Genomic DNA, 16,630 nt, shown 5'->3' with positions numbered 1-16,630 from the left:
CCGAGGCGTGAGTGCTAGCGCCGTAGCCCAAAGGGCGAAGGAGGGCCGCTCGCCACCTCGCAGCTACGGCTGGGCGAGCCTTAAGCGCACTAATTCCGAGGCGTGAGTGCTAGCGCCGTAGCCCAAAGGGCGAAGGAGGGCCGCTCGCCATCTCGCAGCTACGGCTGGGCGAGCCCTACACCTAGATTTCAGACGGAATGTTGGGCCCGAAGCCTTGGCGCAGGCGGGCCGGCATCTGGCGCCAGCCCGCGTCGCCGTACTTCAACTAGCCCATGGCCTGCGAGGCTTGGCGCACATTCTTGGTCGCGGTATCGATGCTCTGGCTGGCATTGGCGATTTCGCGGATGCCGGAAGTGATCTGATCGACGCCGGCGGCGACTTCCTGCATGTTTCCGGAAATCTCCCGAGTGACGCAGGATTGTTCTTCGACCGCGCTGGCAACCGAGGAGGCGACTTCGTCGATCTCGGCAATCGTCTTGGTAATTGAGGCGATGGCCTCGACGGCGTCATTGGTTGCTTTTTGGACGTGGGCGATCTGGCTGGCGATCCCGTCTGTGGCCTTGGCGGTTTGATTGGCCAAGCCTTTGACTTCCGAGGCGACAACCGCAAAGCCCTTGCCCGCCTCACCGGCGCGTGCCGCTTCGATCGTGGCGTTCAGCGCCAGCAGATTGGTCTGTTCGGAGATGTCGTTGATCAGCGAAATGACCTCATTGATGCGCGCGGCCGACTCGGCCAATCCGCCCATGACTTCGCTGGTCTGATTGGCCATCGTCACCGCATTGCGGGTGATTTCGGTGGCGCGTACCAGCTGGCTGCCGATTTCATTGGCCGAGGCGGCCATTTCCTCAATGCCGGCAGCGATGGACTGGACTGACGCTGAGGTCTGTTCTGAGGTCGATGAGACCGCGGTGGCTTGGCCGGCCGTCTGGGTGACGCTGACGGCGATGCCGTCGAGATCGGCATCGATGCTCTTTTGCGCCGCAGCGCGCTGGTGGCGCAGCTCGACCTGGCTGGTGATGTCGGTGGCGAATTTGATGACGCGGTAGACTTTGCCATTCATATCGCGGATCGGGTTATAGGTCGCCTGGATCCAGACTTCCTTATTGCCTTTGCCGATGCGCAGGAATTCGGCTGACTGGTATTTGCCGGCGCGCAACTCGTCCCAGAATTTCTTGTAGGCGTCGCTGCCTCGCTCGCTGGCCTCAATAAACATTGAGTGATGCTGGCCGGTGATCTCATCGAGCTGATAGCCCAGCGCGCCGAGAAAATTCTCGTTTGCGGTCAGTATAGTGCCATCGAGCTCGAACTCGATCACGGCTTGCGAATTCTGGATCGCATTGATTTGACCCTTGGCGTGCGCGGTTTCCAGCTTTTGCTGGGTGATATCGGTTGCGAATTTGACGACCTTGTAGACCTTGCCGTCCTTGTCGAGGATCGGGTTATAGCTCGCCTGAATCCAGATCTCCTTGCCGCCCTTGGCGATCCGCCTGAATTCGGTGGCGGCGAACTCACCCCTCTGCAGATTGGCCCAGAACTGACGGTAGGCCGCCGAATTGCTTTCCGCCGGGTCGACGAACAGGCTGTGGTGCTGGCCGCGGACCTCCGCGAGCGTATAACCGAGCGCACCCAGAAAATTGGCGTTTGCGGTGAGGATGGTTCCATCCGGTTTGAATTCGATGATGGCGAGGGAACGGCCGAGTGCGTCGAGTGTGGCGCGGGCATCCCCGCCACCAAAATTCAAAATGGACTTCACAGTGCTACCCTCCAATTCGCCCCGTATCAGGGCTATTTCAGGTAATAATAAATGTCAGAGTTGGTTAACGAATTAATACTGACATATTACAGGTTTCAATATAGCTCGCTACAATCGTCTATTCATAATCTATAGGCGGTATGGTTGATCCATAACCAGCTTAGCGTGTAATTATCGTTCACTCTATACTTGAGGGGTGAATTGCGATTCGCGACAAAATGGACGCGCGCATGATATAATGTTTGATTGTTTGCAGCAGTTGGCAAGCTTTGACTGTCTGACGACGGTTTTCTCCAGGTCGGGAGTTTGCGCGGCCATGATCGGCGGGTGCGGGTCTGCCCGGGATGAGTGGCTTGGACTGGCATCGAAACGCCAACCGCGAGTCGCGCGAGGGCCAAATTTCCATCGCATCCGGGACGGCCGACCGGGCTGCGCAACGGTCAACCTGAGGCTTGCAGTCCCCGTCCCGGTTTTTCGGGTTTGCGCAGCCGCCCTGTTATCGCTCTTTCGCGGCTGTGTGAGCTGCGCTAGTTTTCGGCTTATGTGCGAGCACACCGTTCACCATCACCTCGTTGAAGTCGCCGCCGGCCTCTCACCCGCACTGGAGGCCGCGATCATTCGACTCGGTCCTCTGGAATATCCGCGCCGCGACAGTCATCCCTTTCCGCACTATCTGTGCCGCGCCATTTCCGGCCAGCAGATATCGGTCAAGGCGGCGCAGAGCATCTGGAAACGCGTCGAGGGGAGCGCCGGGGGTGCGCCTCTGTTGGATCACTTCACACCCGCGAACATCGATGTCCTGCGTAGCTGTGGCTTGTCGGGTGCCAAGACAAAAACCATCATCACCATCGCCGAGACCCACCGCAATGTCGGGCTCGATACCGATGAATTGCGCGCGCTGCCGGTCGCCGAACGCACTGCTCGGCTGACCGCAATCTGGGGCGTGGGCCAGTGGACGGCGGACATGATGAACATGTTCTATTTCGGCGAACCCGATATCTGGCCCGATGGCGATGTCGCGGCGCGCAAGGCGCTGGAGCGCCTGACCTCAAAACGTCGCAAGACGGTGCGCTCGGCCGAGCGCTTCAAACCCTATCGCTCTTGGCTGGCGCTCTATATGTGGGCCCATGTCGACGCCCCGCCGGACGGGCAGGCGGTGGGGTAGGGTTGCGCTTGGCCACTGTACCAAATTTTGGTAAAATGGCGCCTACTGGAGGCCGTCATGGGCAAGAATACCAGCTTTGCCGTCAGCGAATATTTCGCGGACTCTTTCCAACGCCAGGTCGCGGAGGGCCGGTACAGCTCGCCGAGTGATGTGGTGCGGGCCGGATTGCGTTTGCTGGAGCTGGAGGGGCGACGCCACAGGGCGTTGAGGCAGGCGATTGATCAAGGCCTGCCGAGCCCTTTGACCTGGACGACTTCCTTGCTGAGCAACACGCTTCACTGCGGCGACCGCGGCGGTCAATCTCAGCCCGGCGGCGCGTCAGGATCTACGGGCAATTTAGTGTTATTCGCAGGGAAATTGGGGCCATGTGCGCGCCGATGCCTATATCGCCGACCTGCACGCCGCCTTCACCCGTCTCGCACTGTTCCCCGGTTCCGGGCATCTGGATGAGGGATACGGCGAGGGAATCAGGTTGAGCCGCTCCGGGCGCCATCTGGTTATTCACCGCACTTCTGGAAATGCGTTGGAAATTATTCGCGTCTTGCACGGGCAATTGAGCGGGTAGCGCAGCTACAAACCTCGCTCGACACGTCCTGTGCCCGCCCCTAGTCTCAAACTGAACAGTGTTCACGTCTGCGGCCATTTTCAACGAGCCGGGCGGGGCCGGTCGATAAATGTCGATAGACAAGGGGACTACGCAATGGCTGAACCGGATATCCTGAAGGGCAGGCTGCGCCTGCCTGTGATTGGCGCACCGCTTTTCATCATCTCCAATCCCGATCTGGTGATTGCCCAGTGCAAGGCCGGGATCGTCGGATCCTTCCCCTCGCTCAATGCGCGTCCGATCAGCCAGCTCGACGAATGGTTCGACCAGATCACCTCTGAGCTCGAGAGCTATAATCGCGCCAATCCGGACAAGCCGGCCGCACCCTTTGCCGTCAATCAGATCGTCCATCGCTCCAATGGCCGGCTGCAGGAAGATCTGGCGCTGTGCGAGAAATACAAGGCGCCGATCGTCATCACCTCGCTCGGCGCCCAAGCGGAGCTGAACCAAGCGGTGCAAGGTTGGGGCGGCATCACCCTGCATGATGTGATCAATCAGCGTTTTGCCCACAAGGCGATCGAGAAGGGCGCAACCGGTCTGATCTGCGTCTCTGCCGGTGCCGGCGGCCATGCCGGGGCCCTGTCGCCCTTCGGCTTCGTCGCCGAGACGCGGGCCTGGTTTGACGGTCCCATCTTGTGCTCCGGTGCCATCTCGACCGGCGGCGGCGTCCTCGCGGCCCAAGCGATGGGTGCTGACTACGCCTATATCGGTTCAGCCTTCATCGCGACCGCCGAAGCGCGCGCCGACCAGGCCTACAAGCAGGGCATTGTCGAGGGCAGTGCCGAGGATATTGTCTACACCAATCTCTTCACCGGCGTTCACGGCAATTACCTGAAAGCCTCGATCACTGCCGCTGGTCTCGACCCGGACCATCTGCCCGAGAGCGACCCGTCGGCGATGAATTTCGGCGGTTCTGAAGCCAAGGCCTGGAAGGATATCTGGGGTTCCGGCCAAGGCATTGGCTCGGTCAAGTCGGTTCAATCGGCGGCCGATTATATCGACCAGCTGGTCGCGGAGTACGCCGCAGCAAGAGCGCGGGTTTGCGGCTGAGGGCGATCAGGCGCGCTGGCTTGTCTGTGCCGCAGGCAGGACGCAGCGCGCGATATCGTGCGGTAGGGCATAGACATGATCCGGCACGCTCGCCTCAAGAATGGCTGGTGTCGCAAATCCCCACGTAACGGCGCCGCAGCCGCAGCCGGCTTCGCGGGCGGCTTCGATATCGCGAACTTCATCGCCAATGCACAAGGTCCGGGCCGGTGTGCTGCCGGCCATGCGCACGACTTTGCGGAACACCGCCGCCTTGCCGAACAGGGCCGCGCCGCAGGCGAAGTGGCTGATGTGGGCGACCAGATCGGCGCCCATAACTTGGCGGATCGCGTCTTCGCCGTTTGAGCTGACCACGACAATTGTGACGCCACAGGCGCGCAATTCGCTCAGCAGTTCGGCAATCCCGTCGAACAGGGTGATCTGGGCAACATTTTTCGCCGCGCGCGCACGGACATCGGCGGCGATGAAGGGCAATTTCCAGGTTGGAATGCCCAACTCGTCCATGATCGCTTTGGGCGTCATGCCGCGCAAAGCTTCAGCGCGCTCGGCACAAATCGGGCTCAGGCCATGCTTTTCGACCACATCGGACAGGGCCGTCCTGAACCAGGTCAGGCTGTCGGCCAGCGTGCCGTCGAAATCGAACACGACGAGGTCGTAACGCAAGGTCAAAGCCAAACTCCGGCGAACAGCAAAAAGGGGCCAGCTGTTGCCGACCCCTTAAGGCTTGCAGATTCTTGGACGGCTTGCACCTCTAAATGGATGTCAGCCAGTCTGGCTTGACGTAGCGCATGCCGAGATCGCGGGCGACCGGCTCACAGCAGATCTCGCCATCAGCGACATTAAGGCCGCGGGCCAGGTGCGGGTCGGCATTGAGCGCGGCGCGTGTGCCCTTATTGGCGATCGCCAGGGCGAAGGGCAGGGTGGCGTTGTTGAGTGCGAAGGCCGAGGTGCGCGAATAGGCACCCGGCATATTGGCGACACAGTAATGCACGACACCGTCGATGATATAGGTCGGGTCGTTATGCGTCGTGGCCTTCGAGGTTTCGAAACAACCGCCTTGGTCGATGGCGATGTCGACCAGCACGGCGCCGTCCTTCATTTCTTTCAGCATGGCGCGTGTGACCAGCTTGGGAGCCGCGGCACCGGGGATCAGCACGGCACCGATCACGACATCGGCCTGTAGCACCGCTTGGTCGAGTGCGACCTGGGTGGAATAAGCGGTTTTCACGGCACCGGCGAACTGCGCATCGAGTTCCGACAGGCGTTTGGCCGAACGGTCGAATACGGTGACGTCGGCGCGGGCGCCAATCGCCATCTCTGCCGCATGGCTGCCAGCGACGCCGCCGCCGATGATGACGACCTTGGCTGGCAACACGCCGGGAACGCCACCGAGCATCAGGCCGCGGCCGCCTTGGGATTTTTGCAGGCAATGGGCGGCGACCGAGACCGACATCCGGCCAGCAACCTGGCTCATCGGCGTCAGTAGGGGCAGACGGCCTTCATTGTCGGTGACGGTTTCATAGGCGATGGCGGTGCAGCCTGATTGGCGCAGCGCCTCGGCCTGGACTGGATCGGGGGCCAGGTGGAGATAGGTGAAGAGCGTGTGGTGCGGTTTCAGCATCGCCGTTTCCGACGGCTGGGGTTCCTTCACCTTGACGATCATTTCGGCGGTCTCGAACACAGCCTGTGCGGTCGGGAGGATGCTCGCACCAGCGGCGATATAATCGTCATCGCTGCAGCCAATACCTTCGCCGGCGCCGCTTTCAACCACAACCTCATGGCCAGCCAGCACGAGTTCACCGACGCTGGCCGGTGTCAGGCCGACACGGTATTCGCGAACTTTGATTTCTGTGGGGACCCCGATACGCATGATTTTTTCCGCTTCTCTGTGGCTGATGTGTCGAATCCGGCGCCGCCGATCTGTCGACCATACAAAAATAGAAGAATCTTCAACGTTTACGGCATTTCACTTGAGTTATTGTGCACGCCACGCCATAAAGCGCGTCATATATCGTTTGATTGGGCATAAATCCAGAATATTTTGCGCCCGGTCTGAAATCGTGATGCCTACAGGGTTTGGGAGAGTGTCTGGTGCGTCTGGATGATATTGATGTCGCGATCCTGACCGAGTTGCAGGAGCATGGCCGTCTGACCAATTCCGAGCTTGCCGAACGGGCCGGCCTGTCGGCCTCCGCCTGTCACCGGCGCGTCAAGACGCTGGAGGGCAGCGGCGTGATTGACCGCTATGTCGCCATCCTGTCGGAAAAGGCGCTGGGCCGCGGTATCACCGTCTATGTCCAGGTTACACTCGACAATCAAAAGCGCGACACGCTGGTCGCTTTCGAGACCGCCGTCGAGACGGTGCCTGAAGTGATGGAATGCTATTTGATGAGCGGCGATGCCGACTATCTGGTCCGCGTTCTGGTGCGCGATGCCAATGACTATGAGCGGGTGCACCGTGAAGTCCTCTCGGGCCTGCCCGGCGTGGCGCGGCTGGTCTCCTCCTTCACCATTCGCCGCGTTTTTGCGCGCACGGCAATGCCGGTGCCGGACGAATTGCGTATTTAACAGTCCGGCAAAGCGGCTGGCTGGCGTTTAGAATCGGCGCCTTCGGTGGTTTGCCGATTGCATCGCTCGCCCGCCAAGGCTAATTCCCCGCCATGACCGATAACCGCTATCAAGACCTCGGCCAGCTTGGCGCCGCAACGCCGCTGCCTGACAATCCCGACACCGCCGCGCTCGAGCGCGTCGCCAATCCGTGCGATGCGCCCTATATGATCCGCTTCGCCGTGCCGGAATTCACCTCGCTCTGCCCGGTGACCGGAGCGCCTGATTTCGCGCATCTGGTGATCGATTACGTGCCGCGCGACTGGATCGTCGAATCCAAATCGCTCAAGCTCTTTCTTGGTTCATTCCGTAATCATGGCGCCTTCCACGAGGCCTGCACGACCCAGATCGGCCAGCGTCTGATCAAGGAGCTTGACCCGGTCTGGCTGCGCATTGGCGGCTATTGGTATCCACGCGGTGGCATACCGATAGACGTCTTCTTCTCAACCGGTGAACCACCGGCCGGTGTCTGGATCCCTGAACAGGGTGTCGCCAGCTATCGCGGTCGCGGCTGATTGATCGGATTGCGAGCGTCGAAGCGCCGTTAATGCGGCTGGAAAAATAGACGCTGTTCCTCAGGGGGGGGAGAGGAACAGCGCCGGGGCCGGACCGGCAGGGGGAGTGCCGACCCGACGCGTCTCTAGAAGCCGACCTGCAGGCGTAGCTGAACTACGTCGCTCGTCTCCGTATAGGTCGGCGCGTTGTGCTCGCCGGACACGTAATTGAACATCACGCGGGCAGAGCGCTCGACATACCAGTTCACGCCCAGCGTCAGTGTTTCGATTGTGCCCAAACCGGCATCGCCCATATCGGCGTAGTCGGCACGTGCCGCGATTTCCCAAGCGCCAATGCCGCCAGAGGAGAGGGCGGCGGCCGGGGAAATGTGGTCGAACACGCCCGTTGAGCCGCGATAGCCGCGGGTTTCGCCTGTGAGGATATAGCCCGCTGACGCAAAGCCGCTGTCAAACGCCCGATCGCCAGCCTGGCCGTTGAGTGTCATGCGGGCAAACTCGCCATGAGCCCAGAACGGGCCGCGAATGACCGCCGCTTCCAGCGCAATGAGATCGGAACTGTCAGCCTCGCCCAGCGCGCGGCCGGTGCGATAATCGGCGGTCGCGAAATTATTGGCCAGATGAGCTTGCGGCCGGTCGCGCAGGCGTGTGCCGCCATCATAGTCGAGACTGCGGAAGGACGCGCCGAGATGGATGGTCGTGCTGTCCTCGCGCTCGGTGTGCCAAGTTATGCGTCCGGCGAGCGCGCTGGAATCATCGGCTTCGGCGAGTTGGAAATTATCCGCCATTTGGCCGCCATAGATGCCGGCGGCGGCGGTGAAATGGTCATTGGACCAGAAATAGGCGGCGCCAAGGCGGCGGTCTATACCGAAAATATCGGTCAACAGGCCGCGTTCCATGAAACTGATATTGAGCGAGGAGGTCTGTTCCTCCATCGAATTCATGGTCTTGAAATTACCAACCCGGACGCTGCCGGCCGGTAGCCGGTAGGTCAGGTGGACGTCGGACGGCGCTGGATCGTCGGGCAGCCAGTCATACTCAATTACGTATTTCAAATCTCCGAACTGGCCCTCGACGCCGAACCAAACGGTACGCCATTCGTCAGTGGCCGTTGGCGGGGTGCCGAGCGGGCTGGACCAGTCGACATCGGCGATGTCGAAATAGGCACGGCCGCGAAATTTGAAATAATTGCTCGTCGTCGCGCTGTCCCAGCGCGGACCTGGCGCCATCGAAAAATCCCAAGCCTGTGCCAGAGAGGCCGGTGTCGTCGCCAAAAACAGGCCGATGACCGCCGTCGCGAATGCTGGAGTTTTCATGGTACGCGTCCCTTCCGATTCCCCCTGCCGGGCGTTGACTGGTTCGGAAACGCGGCCCGCCGTTCGCACAGCAATGCCTGTCTTTTGCCCCAATCCCCGATATGTCAGGAGGCGTTCTGGCGGGAATGTCGCGGTGTTGCCAGTATTATGAAATCTCCTCCGGATTAGGAAACTGTTAGCTTTATGCAAATTTGGGCCTTGGCCGGCTCGGGTGTGGTCAGGCCTTCCAGCGCCCGACATGCGCGCGCGGGCGTGGCCGTTCCATCACGTCCTGGGTCGCGGTGCCTATATAGACGAAACCCGCGATGCGCTCGCCGGACCGCAGGCCGAGGGCATCCTTGATGTCGGGATCATAGGCATACCATTCCGTCAGCCATTGCGCGCCAAACCCCATCGCCGATGCGGCAATCAACAGGTTCTGACAGACGGCGCCGGCGGATAATTCCTGCTCCCACAGCGGCACTTTATGCTGTTCGGTCACGGTTGAGATGACGGCAATCACCAGCGGCGCCCGTTGAAAACGCTGCTGCTCGAACCGGGTCTGATCCGTGGTGGAATCCGGATTTTTGACGGCCCAGACTTTGCCGAGAATGGTGCCGAAACTGGCGCGGGCATCGTCTTCGAACAGGATAAAGCGCCAGGGGGCCAGCTTGCCGTGATCGGGAACGCGCGCCGCAATCCCCAGCAAATGTTCGACCTGGCTCGCATCAGGTCCCGGCTCGCTCAGCTCGATCGCTGGCGTCGACCGCCGCCGCGTGAGCAGGGCGAGCGTTTCCGCACTGGCGTGCGCGGGCGCCAGCGGTTCACCGGGCGCGGGAAAGTCGTGGGAAATCTTGTCGTTCATCGGGCGCCTCATGGGGGGTGAGAGAATGTCGCTTTGACGTTTGGGGCTGAGGATCGTTATATCTGTCGGGTAATAGTGTAACGACACCCCGTGCTTGCGGGAGAGAAAGTGTACCGATGACTGTGGAAATCGCTATCGATGATGACACGCCGGCCGACCGTCGCCGCCGCAAGGTGCGCGATGCGATCATCGACGCTGCCGAAGTCATTTTCTCCGCCGAGGGCGAAGAGGGCATCTCGATGCGCCGGCTCGCCGAGTCGATCGATTACAGCCCGGCCGCGATCTACAAATATTTCTCATCCAAGGATGATCTGTTCGAAGCGATCCGCGATACTTTCTTCGAGCGTTTGATGGAACGCATCCACGGGGCCCAGCTGGAAGGTGGCAATACCTCCAGCCTGTGTGCCCGCTGCATGCGCGCCTATATTGAGACCGGCATGGAAGAACCCAATCATTACATGATGGCGTTTTCGTCCGGCAAGAAAATCGCGCCGCATCTCCATGACGAACAGGATGTGGCCTTCCAGGCCGAGCACGCTCTGGTCGGTATGATCCAGGCGGGCATGGCCGAGGGCGTCTTCCGCAAGATCGATCCGAAAGTCGCGTCGAAAAGCGTCTGGGCCAGCCTGCACGGGCTGACGACGCTGATGGTCTCGATGGAAGGTTTCCCGACCGGCATGCCCGGTTCCGAACACGTCACGGCCGAGGCGGTGATCGATTTTCACACCGATACGATCCTGCGCGGCCTCAAGGCCTAGGCTGCAGTCTCAGTCCCAAAATCCCGGCATGATGACGACGAGGAAGCTGAGCACCTCCAGCCGCCCCAATATCATTTCGACGGCCAGCAACCATTTGGCGACGGCCGGCAGGGACGCGAAATTTCCACTTGGCCCGATGATGTCGCCCAAGCCAGGGCCGACATTGGCGATGGCGGTGGCACTGCCGGACAGGGCGGTGGTCAGATCGAGACCGGCAAAGCCCAGCGCGGTGGCGAAAATGACGAAGGTGGCGAAATACACCACCACCATCACCAGCACACCGATCCAGGCATCCTCGGCCAACCGGCGTCCATCGAATGTGCGCGACACCACGCGCGAGGGCCGGATCGTCGTGCGCAAATGGCGCACCACGATCTGATACAGCACCAGGATGCGGTAGACTTTCACCCCGCCCGCCGTCGAGCCGGCGCAGCCACCCAGGAAGGTGAGGAAGAAGAAGATCCCGCCGGCGGCATTGCCCCAGAGCGTATAGTCAACACTGGCAAATCCGGTCGTCGTAGCAACGGAGACGATATTGAAGCCGGCGGTGAGCATGGATTGGCCCAGCGTGTCGCCGCTATGGCGGAAATGCCAGAGCCCCAGCACGATTGTGAGCGTCAGCAGCACGCCGATATAGGCCGTCACCTGTGGGTCGCGGATAAAGATCGCGCGGTCGCCATTGAGAAACTTGATGAAGACGACGAAGGGAATCGCGCCGGCGAGCATGAATATGATCGCCGTGATGTGCATCGCGCCCGACTGGAAATAGCCAAAGCTGGCATCGTGGGTCGAAAATCCCCCGGTCGAAAGCGTCGTCATCGCGTGATTGAGCGCATCGAAGCCTGACATGCCGAGGATCGCGAACAGTCCGGCGCAGGCGGCGGTTAGCGAGCAATATATGACCAGGATGCGCACGACGAAGATGTGTGCCCGCGGCTCAATCTTCTCGGATTGGTCCGAACTCTCGGCCCGGAAGAGCTGCATGCCGCCAACCCGCATGAAGGGTAGGAGCGCCACCGCCGTCACGATAATCCCGACCCCGCCGATCCATTGCAGGAAGGAGCGCCAGAACAACAGGCTGGCGGGCCAGTTGTCGAGGCCCTGGATCACGGTCGAGCCGGTGGTCGTCAGGCCGGACGCGGATTCGAACACCGCATCGGTCCAACTCATCCCGGCCAGCAGGAAGGGCAGGGCGGCGATCAGTGGCATCGACACCCAACTCAGGGCCGTCACCAGAAACGCCTGGCGATGGTCGAGCTCGAGCCGGGCTGCGCCGCGGGTTGCGGCGAGAAGGATCAGGCCGAAGGTCACCGTTCCCACCAGCGGCAGGGCAAAAATGATCGGGTGACCACCCGTGCGGGCCATCTCGATGAAGAGCGGGATGGCCATGGTAGCCCCAAGCCCCGCGATCAGCAGCGACAGGACGTTGACCACCGGGTTGACCTGGCGCGGCGGATTGGTCCGGGACGTGTCGTCCTGGGGTGAACTGACCCCTTCCGATTTCAGGCGCATCACAGTCCCCATACGCGCCCCATACGCGAACGTCGGCTCGCCGTAGCGAACCAAGATTCTGCGATAGGCCTATCCGCAGGCGGGAGCAAGCCTGCCCGGACAGGTGTGCGGCCTGTTGGTCTGCAGGCGGCTGCTCAAAAGCGAATAGCAGCTATGTGAAAAAAGTGAACATCGTTTACTTTTCAAACGATGTTTCAGACCCTATATGGTCTGGTGAATTTAAAGCAAGGGTGGACACATGTCCGGAACAAGTCGGCGACTGGGTGCAAGAACGAGCGTGGCATTGGCCGCGATCACGGTGGCCATACTGATTTTTGGTGTCTCGACCCTGCGCGCCGATGCGACCTCGCAGGTGACGCCACCACCGCCGTTGCCGGTTGCGGTCGTCGCTGCCGATTATGCCAGCGATGCCAGCATTGAAGAGTTCTTCCCCGGCATGGTCGCGGCCCGGCGCCAGAGTGCTTTGGGCTTCGAGCGTGGCGGGCGGATTGATGTCATCGGCGTTGATGTCGGCGATCATGTTCAGGGTGGCGATGTGCTGGCCGTACTCGATACGCGCGCGGTCGTCGCCCAGATCGCCGCCGCCGATGCCCAAACCGCCGAAGCTGCAGCCCAGACCGCCCTGACGGCTGGCACTGAAGTGCGTCAGGCGCAATTGCTCGAGCGCGGTCATATCTCGCAGCAACGCCTCGACGAAGTCCGCACCGCGACCCGCGCCGCCCGGGCGCGCGAGAGCGCCGCCGCTGCCGCCGCCGACGCGATCCGGGTGCAACTCGATCTGGCAGAAATGACAGCTCCCTTTGATGGTGTCGTCACCGCACGCTTGGCCGATGAGGGCACGATTGCTGCACCCGGTCAGCCCCTGCTCGAATTGATTGAGAATGGCTCACTGGAAATCCGCGTCGGGTTGCCGCCCGCACTGGCTGCCAGTCTGAATGCTGACCGGCCTTATCGTTTCGTCGTCGATGGCGGGTCGATCAATGCCCGTTTTCGCGCTTCAACCGGTATTGTCGATCAACAGAGCCGCAGCGTCACCGTCCTGTTCGATATCGAGCCGGGCACGGTTGCGGTTGGCCAGATCGTCCGTCTCGCCATGGCAACGCCGATTGATGCCGACGGCTTCTGGGTGCCGACCTCGGCGCTCGCCGAGGGGCGGCGCGGTCTGTGGACCGTCTATGTACTCCAGCCCGACCGCGATGATTACCGGCTCGAAGGCCGTGTCGTTGAAACCGTGCGTATCGAGGCCGATCGGGTCTTTGTTCGCGGCGCAGTGGCGGATGGCGAACTTGTCCTCGCTTCCGGACTCGCGCGGATCACACCAGGTCTGCGCGTTGCGCCGGCCGTGCTTGAGGCGCGCGCGCAATGAGCACGATCTTCTTTCGCTACTCCCGGCTGACGATACTGGCCGTCATTCTGCTGGTCGCCGCCGGACTGGGCGCCTTCATGTCGCTGGGGCGGCAGGAGGATCCTTCGCTGGTCGAGCGATATGGGCTGGTTGTGACCGCGTCTCCGGGCGCGTCGGCAGAGCGCATTGAAGCCCTGATCACCACGCCGCTCGAGGACGCGATCCACGAATTGGCCGAGATCGAGACAACCTCATCCTCCTCGCGTTCCGGGATATCGATCATCCATTTGCAGATCCGCGATGATCTCACCGCCACCCAGGTCGACCAAGCCTGGACCCAGATCCGCGAACAGGTCGAAAGCGTGCGCCCGACCTTGCCGCTTGGCACGGGTGCGCCCGATGTGCGCCGGCAATATCTTGGGGCTGCAACGATGATCGTCGCCTTGTCCTGGGGCGATCAGGGTGATGAGAATTTGCCGATCCTCTCGCGTCTGGCGACCGATCTCGAAGGCCGGCTTCGCAATCTTTCCGGCACCGAGGAAACCGGTATTTTCGGCCAAGTCGAAGAAGAAATCCGCATCATTGCCGATCCAGACACCTTGGCCGCGCTCGGCCTCACCGTTGCCGATCTGGCCCGCCTGACGGCCAGCGCTGACAGCAAGGCGCCGGCGGGTGAATTGCGCGCCAACCAGGTCGATCTCAATGTCGAGATCGCCGGCGAATTCGACAGCGTCGACCGCATCCGCGCCATCGCGCTCGGGCAGGGGCCGAATGGTGAGTTCATTCGCGTTGGCGATGTCGCCGAAGTCGAAAAAGGGTCGCGCACGCCGGCATCCGCCATGGCAATGACGGACGGTCACCGCACCGTGCTGGTCGCGGCCTATCTGCAGCCGGAATTGCGCGCTGATCTGTGGTCGCAGGATGCCGATGCTGTCGTGGCCGAGTTTGCCGCCTCGGTGCCGGGCGTTCAGGTCGAGACGATTTTCCGCCAAGGCGATTATGTCGAGAGCCGGCTCAATGGCCTGGCGCAAAATCTCGGCTATTCCGGCCTGATCGTGTTCGCGGTCCTGTTCGTGATGATGGGCTGGCGTTCGGCCCTGATCGTCGGCTCGGCCCTGCCGCTGACCGTGCTCGCCGTATTGTTGCTGACCCGGATCTATGATGAGCCGCTGCACCAGATGTCGGTGACCGGCCTGGTCGTGGCGCTGGGTCTGTTGATCGATAATGCGATTGTCGTGGTCGATGAATACCGCCTGTTCCGGGCGCGTGGCCGCACGCCGATTGACGCGCTCGATGCCTCGCTCAAGCATTTGTTTGCACCTCTGCTGGCCTCGACCCTGACGACGGTGTTCGCCTTCGCGCCGATTGCGCTGATGCCCGGCGCTGCTGGCGAATTTATTTCGATGATCGGGATTTCCGTCATCTTCGCCGTTGTCGCCTCCTTCATCCTGGCGATGACTGTGGTCGGCGCCTTCGCCGCCTGGTTCGATGATGCCGGCGCCGGCGAAGAGCCCAAGCGATTCTGGCGCCATGGCCTTGGTGCCGGTCCGTTCGCGTCGCACTATCGCGGCTTGCTCGACACGATCACGGCGCGGCCCTGGATCGGCATTTTCGCCAGCGTTTTGCTGCCGATTGCCGGCTTTGCCGCCGCTTCGACCCTGCCGATGCAGTTCTTCCCGCAAACGGATCGCGACATGTTCCAGATCGAGTTGGAATTGCCGTCTTCGGCCTCCATCGAGGAGACCCGGCGTCAGACCGAACGGGCGCGTGAGATCATTGAGGGTTATGACGGCGTCGAGCGTGTCACCTGGGTGTTGGGGCAGAGCGCGCCGCGGACCTATTACAATGTGATCAGCAACAAGTCCGGCGTGCCCAATTACGCTTCGGGTTTCGTGCACACGTCGTCGAGTGCGGCGACGCGGCGCATCCTGCCGGGCTTGCAGCGTGAAATGCTCAACGCCTTCCCGCAGGCGCGCTTCCTCAGCCTGCCCTTCGAGCAGGGCCCGCCAATCCCGGCCCCGATCGAGCTGGTTCTGGTCGGACCGGAACTGACCGAGCTCAACCGGCTCGGCAATGAAATCCGCAGCGTATTGGCGACCACGCCGACCATTACCAACACGCTTGCTCTGCTGGAAATGGGTCAGCCCGTTGCCCGTATCATGGCCGATGAAGCATCGGCGGAACTCTCCGGCATGCGCCTTTCCGAACTCGCCGACCGCTTGCGCGGCGATCTGGACGGTGTCGTCGGCGGCAGTGTCCTGGAAGGTGTCGAGGAACTCCCCGTTCGCGTCATCACACGGGATAATCGGCGATCCAACCTCGCCTCTGTCGCCGGCGCGCCGCTGCGCTCGAGCGGTGGCAATGTGTTCGCCGCACCGCTCGCATCGCTCGGCGAGGTTACGTTGGCCCCGCAAGTCTCGGTCATCCCGCATGAGGATGGCCGCCGGGTCAATGCGGTCTATGGCTATCTTGAGCCCTACACCTTGCCCGCACCGGCATTGGCGCATTTTTTCACGGCGCTGGACCAAGCCAATATCGTGCTGCCGCCGGGCTATGAATTGCAGATCGCCGGCGAAGCCGCCGAGCGCGGCGATGCGATGGCGGGCCTGTTCGGCACCGCGATCCCGCTACTGGTCCTGATGATCGGCTCGGTTGTGCTCGCCTTCAACAGTTTTCGCTATGCCGGCATCATCCTGGTTGTGGCCGGTCTTTCGGTCGGGCTCGCCATGTTCGGCGTCTGGCTGTTTGGCACGCCGCTGGGCTTCAACGCCATTGTCGGCTCGATGGGGCTGATGGGCCTGTCGATCAATGGCGCGATTGTCGTACTCTCGGCCCTGCGCACCAATCCGGCTGCCGTGGCGATGCAGCCCGGCGCTGTGCAGGCGACGGTGATGGATGCGACGCGCCACATCTTCGCGACCACACTGACGACGATTGGTGGTTTCGTGCCGCTGCTGTTGTCGGGTGACGCCTTCTGGCTGCCCTTCGCGGCGGCGATGGTCGGCGGTGTCGCCGGCTCGGCGATCCTGGCGCTGGTCTTCGCCCCGGCGGCTTTTGTATTGCTGGCCCGCTTCGAGGACCGCAAACGGCGCCTCGGCGCGGTGATCCGAAAGTACAAACACAGGCAGGAAAACTTGCTGGCGGCGGCCGAACTGGCCTAAAGCGCT

The 16,630-nt window shown here is 61.7% G+C and carries 13 protein-coding genes and 1 pseudogene; 8 read left to right on the top strand and 6 right to left on the bottom strand.

Going from position 1 to position 16,630, the window contains the following annotated elements; all coding sequences use genetic code 11:
• Positions 1–265: 265 nt before the first annotated feature.
• Entirely contained in the window at positions 266–1,753 is a 1,488-nt protein-coding gene (locus AAC029_RS15500; RefSeq protein ID WP_339749586.1) for a PAS domain-containing methyl-accepting chemotaxis protein, read from the bottom strand.
• 541 nt (positions 1,754–2,294) lie between these two features.
• Here AAC029_RS15500 and AAC029_RS15495 point away from each other — a divergent pair.
• The 3 genes and pseudogenes from AAC029_RS15495 (at position 2,295) to AAC029_RS15485 (ending at position 4,572) form a co-directional block, all read left to right on the top strand.
• Positions 2,295–2,918, top strand: coding sequence for a DNA-3-methyladenine glycosylase 2 family protein (locus tag AAC029_RS15495; RefSeq protein ID WP_339749583.1), 624 nt, complete (start codon positions 2,295–2,297; stop codon positions 2,916–2,918).
• Between the two features lie 361 nt (positions 2,919–3,279).
• Positions 3,280–3,483: pseudogene (locus AAC029_RS15490) on the top strand (type II toxin-antitoxin system RelE/ParE family toxin); the annotation flags it as partial.
• Between the two features lie 135 nt (positions 3,484–3,618).
• Positions 3,619–4,572 (top strand): nitronate monooxygenase family protein, encoded by a 954-nt coding sequence (locus AAC029_RS15485; protein WP_339749581.1) that lies wholly within the window; start codon positions 3,619–3,621, stop codon positions 4,570–4,572.
• A 6-nt stretch (positions 4,573–4,578) separates the two neighbouring features.
• Here AAC029_RS15485 and AAC029_RS15480 read toward each other — a convergent pair whose 3' ends face one another.
• On the bottom strand, positions 4,579–5,232 hold the full coding sequence (locus tag AAC029_RS15480) for an HAD hydrolase-like protein (protein ID WP_339749579.1): 654 nt from the start codon (positions 5,230–5,232) through the stop codon (positions 4,579–4,581).
• 88 nt (positions 5,233–5,320) lie between these two features.
• Positions 5,321–6,439, bottom strand: coding sequence for an alanine dehydrogenase (ald, locus tag AAC029_RS15475; protein WP_339749577.1), 1,119 nt, complete (start codon positions 6,437–6,439; stop codon positions 5,321–5,323).
• Between the two features lie 221 nt (positions 6,440–6,660).
• On the opposite strand from ald, the gene AAC029_RS15470 reads away from it, so the two are divergent.
• Together AAC029_RS15470 and queF are read left to right on the top strand one after the other, a co-directional pair.
• A complete protein-coding gene (locus tag AAC029_RS15470; RefSeq protein ID WP_339749575.1) occupies positions 6,661–7,137 on the top strand; it encodes an Lrp/AsnC family transcriptional regulator in 477 nt (158 codons plus the stop codon).
• A gap of 92 nt (positions 7,138–7,229) precedes the next feature.
• The gene (gene queF, locus AAC029_RS15465) at positions 7,230–7,691 is read left to right on the top strand and encodes a preQ(1) synthase (protein WP_339749573.1); all 462 of its coding nucleotides are present in this window, start codon (positions 7,230–7,232) and stop codon (positions 7,689–7,691) included.
• Positions 7,692–7,816: 125 nt separating this feature from the next.
• Here the strand turns inward: queF and AAC029_RS15460 are convergent, their stop codons facing one another.
• Positions 7,817–9,004: a porin gene (locus tag AAC029_RS15460; protein WP_339749569.1), complete on the bottom strand. Its 1,188-nt coding sequence runs from the start codon at positions 9,002–9,004 to the stop codon at positions 7,817–7,819.
• A gap of 217 nt (positions 9,005–9,221) precedes the next feature.
• Positions 9,222–9,848 (bottom strand): nitroreductase, encoded by a 627-nt coding sequence (locus AAC029_RS15455; RefSeq protein ID WP_339749565.1) that lies wholly within the window; start codon positions 9,846–9,848, stop codon positions 9,222–9,224.
• Positions 9,849–9,964: 116 nt separating this feature from the next.
• On the opposite strand from AAC029_RS15455, the gene AAC029_RS15450 reads away from it, so the two are divergent.
• Positions 9,965–10,606, top strand: coding sequence for a TetR/AcrR family transcriptional regulator (locus AAC029_RS15450; RefSeq protein WP_339749563.1), 642 nt, complete (start codon positions 9,965–9,967; stop codon positions 10,604–10,606).
• A gap of 9 nt (positions 10,607–10,615) precedes the next feature.
• Here the strand turns inward: AAC029_RS15450 and AAC029_RS15445 are convergent, their stop codons facing one another.
• Positions 10,616–12,118, bottom strand: a complete 1,503-nt coding sequence (locus tag AAC029_RS15445) for a TrkH family potassium uptake protein (protein ID WP_339749561.1) — start codon at positions 12,116–12,118, stop codon at positions 10,616–10,618.
• 238 nt (positions 12,119–12,356) lie between these two features.
• Here AAC029_RS15445 and AAC029_RS15440 point away from each other — a divergent pair, with 238 nt between their 5' ends.
• A complete protein-coding gene (locus AAC029_RS15440) occupies positions 12,357–13,484 on the top strand; it encodes an efflux RND transporter periplasmic adaptor subunit (protein ID WP_339749559.1) in 1,128 nt (375 codons plus the stop codon).
• Positions 13,481–16,624 carry an efflux RND transporter permease subunit gene (locus AAC029_RS15435; protein ID WP_339749557.1) on the top strand — a complete coding sequence of 1,048 codons (3,144 nt, stop codon included), beginning with the start codon at positions 13,481–13,483 and terminating at the stop codon, positions 16,622–16,624. The genes AAC029_RS15440 and AAC029_RS15435 overlap by 4 nt, the downstream gene beginning before the upstream one ends.
• The last annotated feature ends 6 nt before the right edge of the window (positions 16,625–16,630 follow it).

Source organism: uncultured Maricaulis sp., from assembly GCF_963975345.1.
Classification (GTDB): domain Bacteria; phylum Pseudomonadota; class Alphaproteobacteria; order Caulobacterales; family Maricaulaceae; genus Maricaulis.
This window is presented reverse-complemented; position numbering and strand designations above follow the sequence as displayed.

Bases quoted from the DNA above. Each gene is read 5' to 3' on its own strand.
- AAC029_RS15495 (WP_339749583.1), top strand. From the start codon at position 2,295: ATGTGCGAGCACACCGTTCACCATCACCTCGTTGAAGTCGCCGCCGGC.
- AAC029_RS15485 (WP_339749581.1), top strand. From the start codon at position 3,619: ATGGCTGAACCGGATATCCTGAAGGGCAGGCTGCGCCTGCCTGTGATT.
- ald (WP_339749577.1), bottom strand. From the start codon at position 6,439: ATGCGTATCGGGGTCCCCACAGAAATCAAAGTTCGCGAATACCGTGTC.
- queF (WP_339749573.1), top strand. From the start codon at position 7,230: ATGACCGATAACCGCTATCAAGACCTCGGCCAGCTTGGCGCCGCAACG.
- AAC029_RS15460 (WP_339749569.1), bottom strand. From the start codon at position 9,004: ATGAAAACTCCAGCATTCGCGACGGCGGTCATCGGCCTGTTTTTGGCG.
- AAC029_RS15455 (WP_339749565.1), bottom strand. From the start codon at position 9,848: ATGAACGACAAGATTTCCCACGACTTTCCCGCGCCCGGTGAACCGCTG.
- AAC029_RS15450 (WP_339749563.1), top strand. From the start codon at position 9,965: ATGACTGTGGAAATCGCTATCGATGATGACACGCCGGCCGACCGTCGC.
- AAC029_RS15445 (WP_339749561.1), bottom strand. From the start codon at position 12,118: ATGCGCCTGAAATCGGAAGGGGTCAGTTCACCCCAGGACGACACGTCC.
- AAC029_RS15440 (WP_339749559.1), top strand. From the start codon at position 12,357: ATGTCCGGAACAAGTCGGCGACTGGGTGCAAGAACGAGCGTGGCATTG.
- AAC029_RS15435 (WP_339749557.1), top strand. From the start codon at position 13,481: ATGAGCACGATCTTCTTTCGCTACTCCCGGCTGACGATACTGGCCGTC.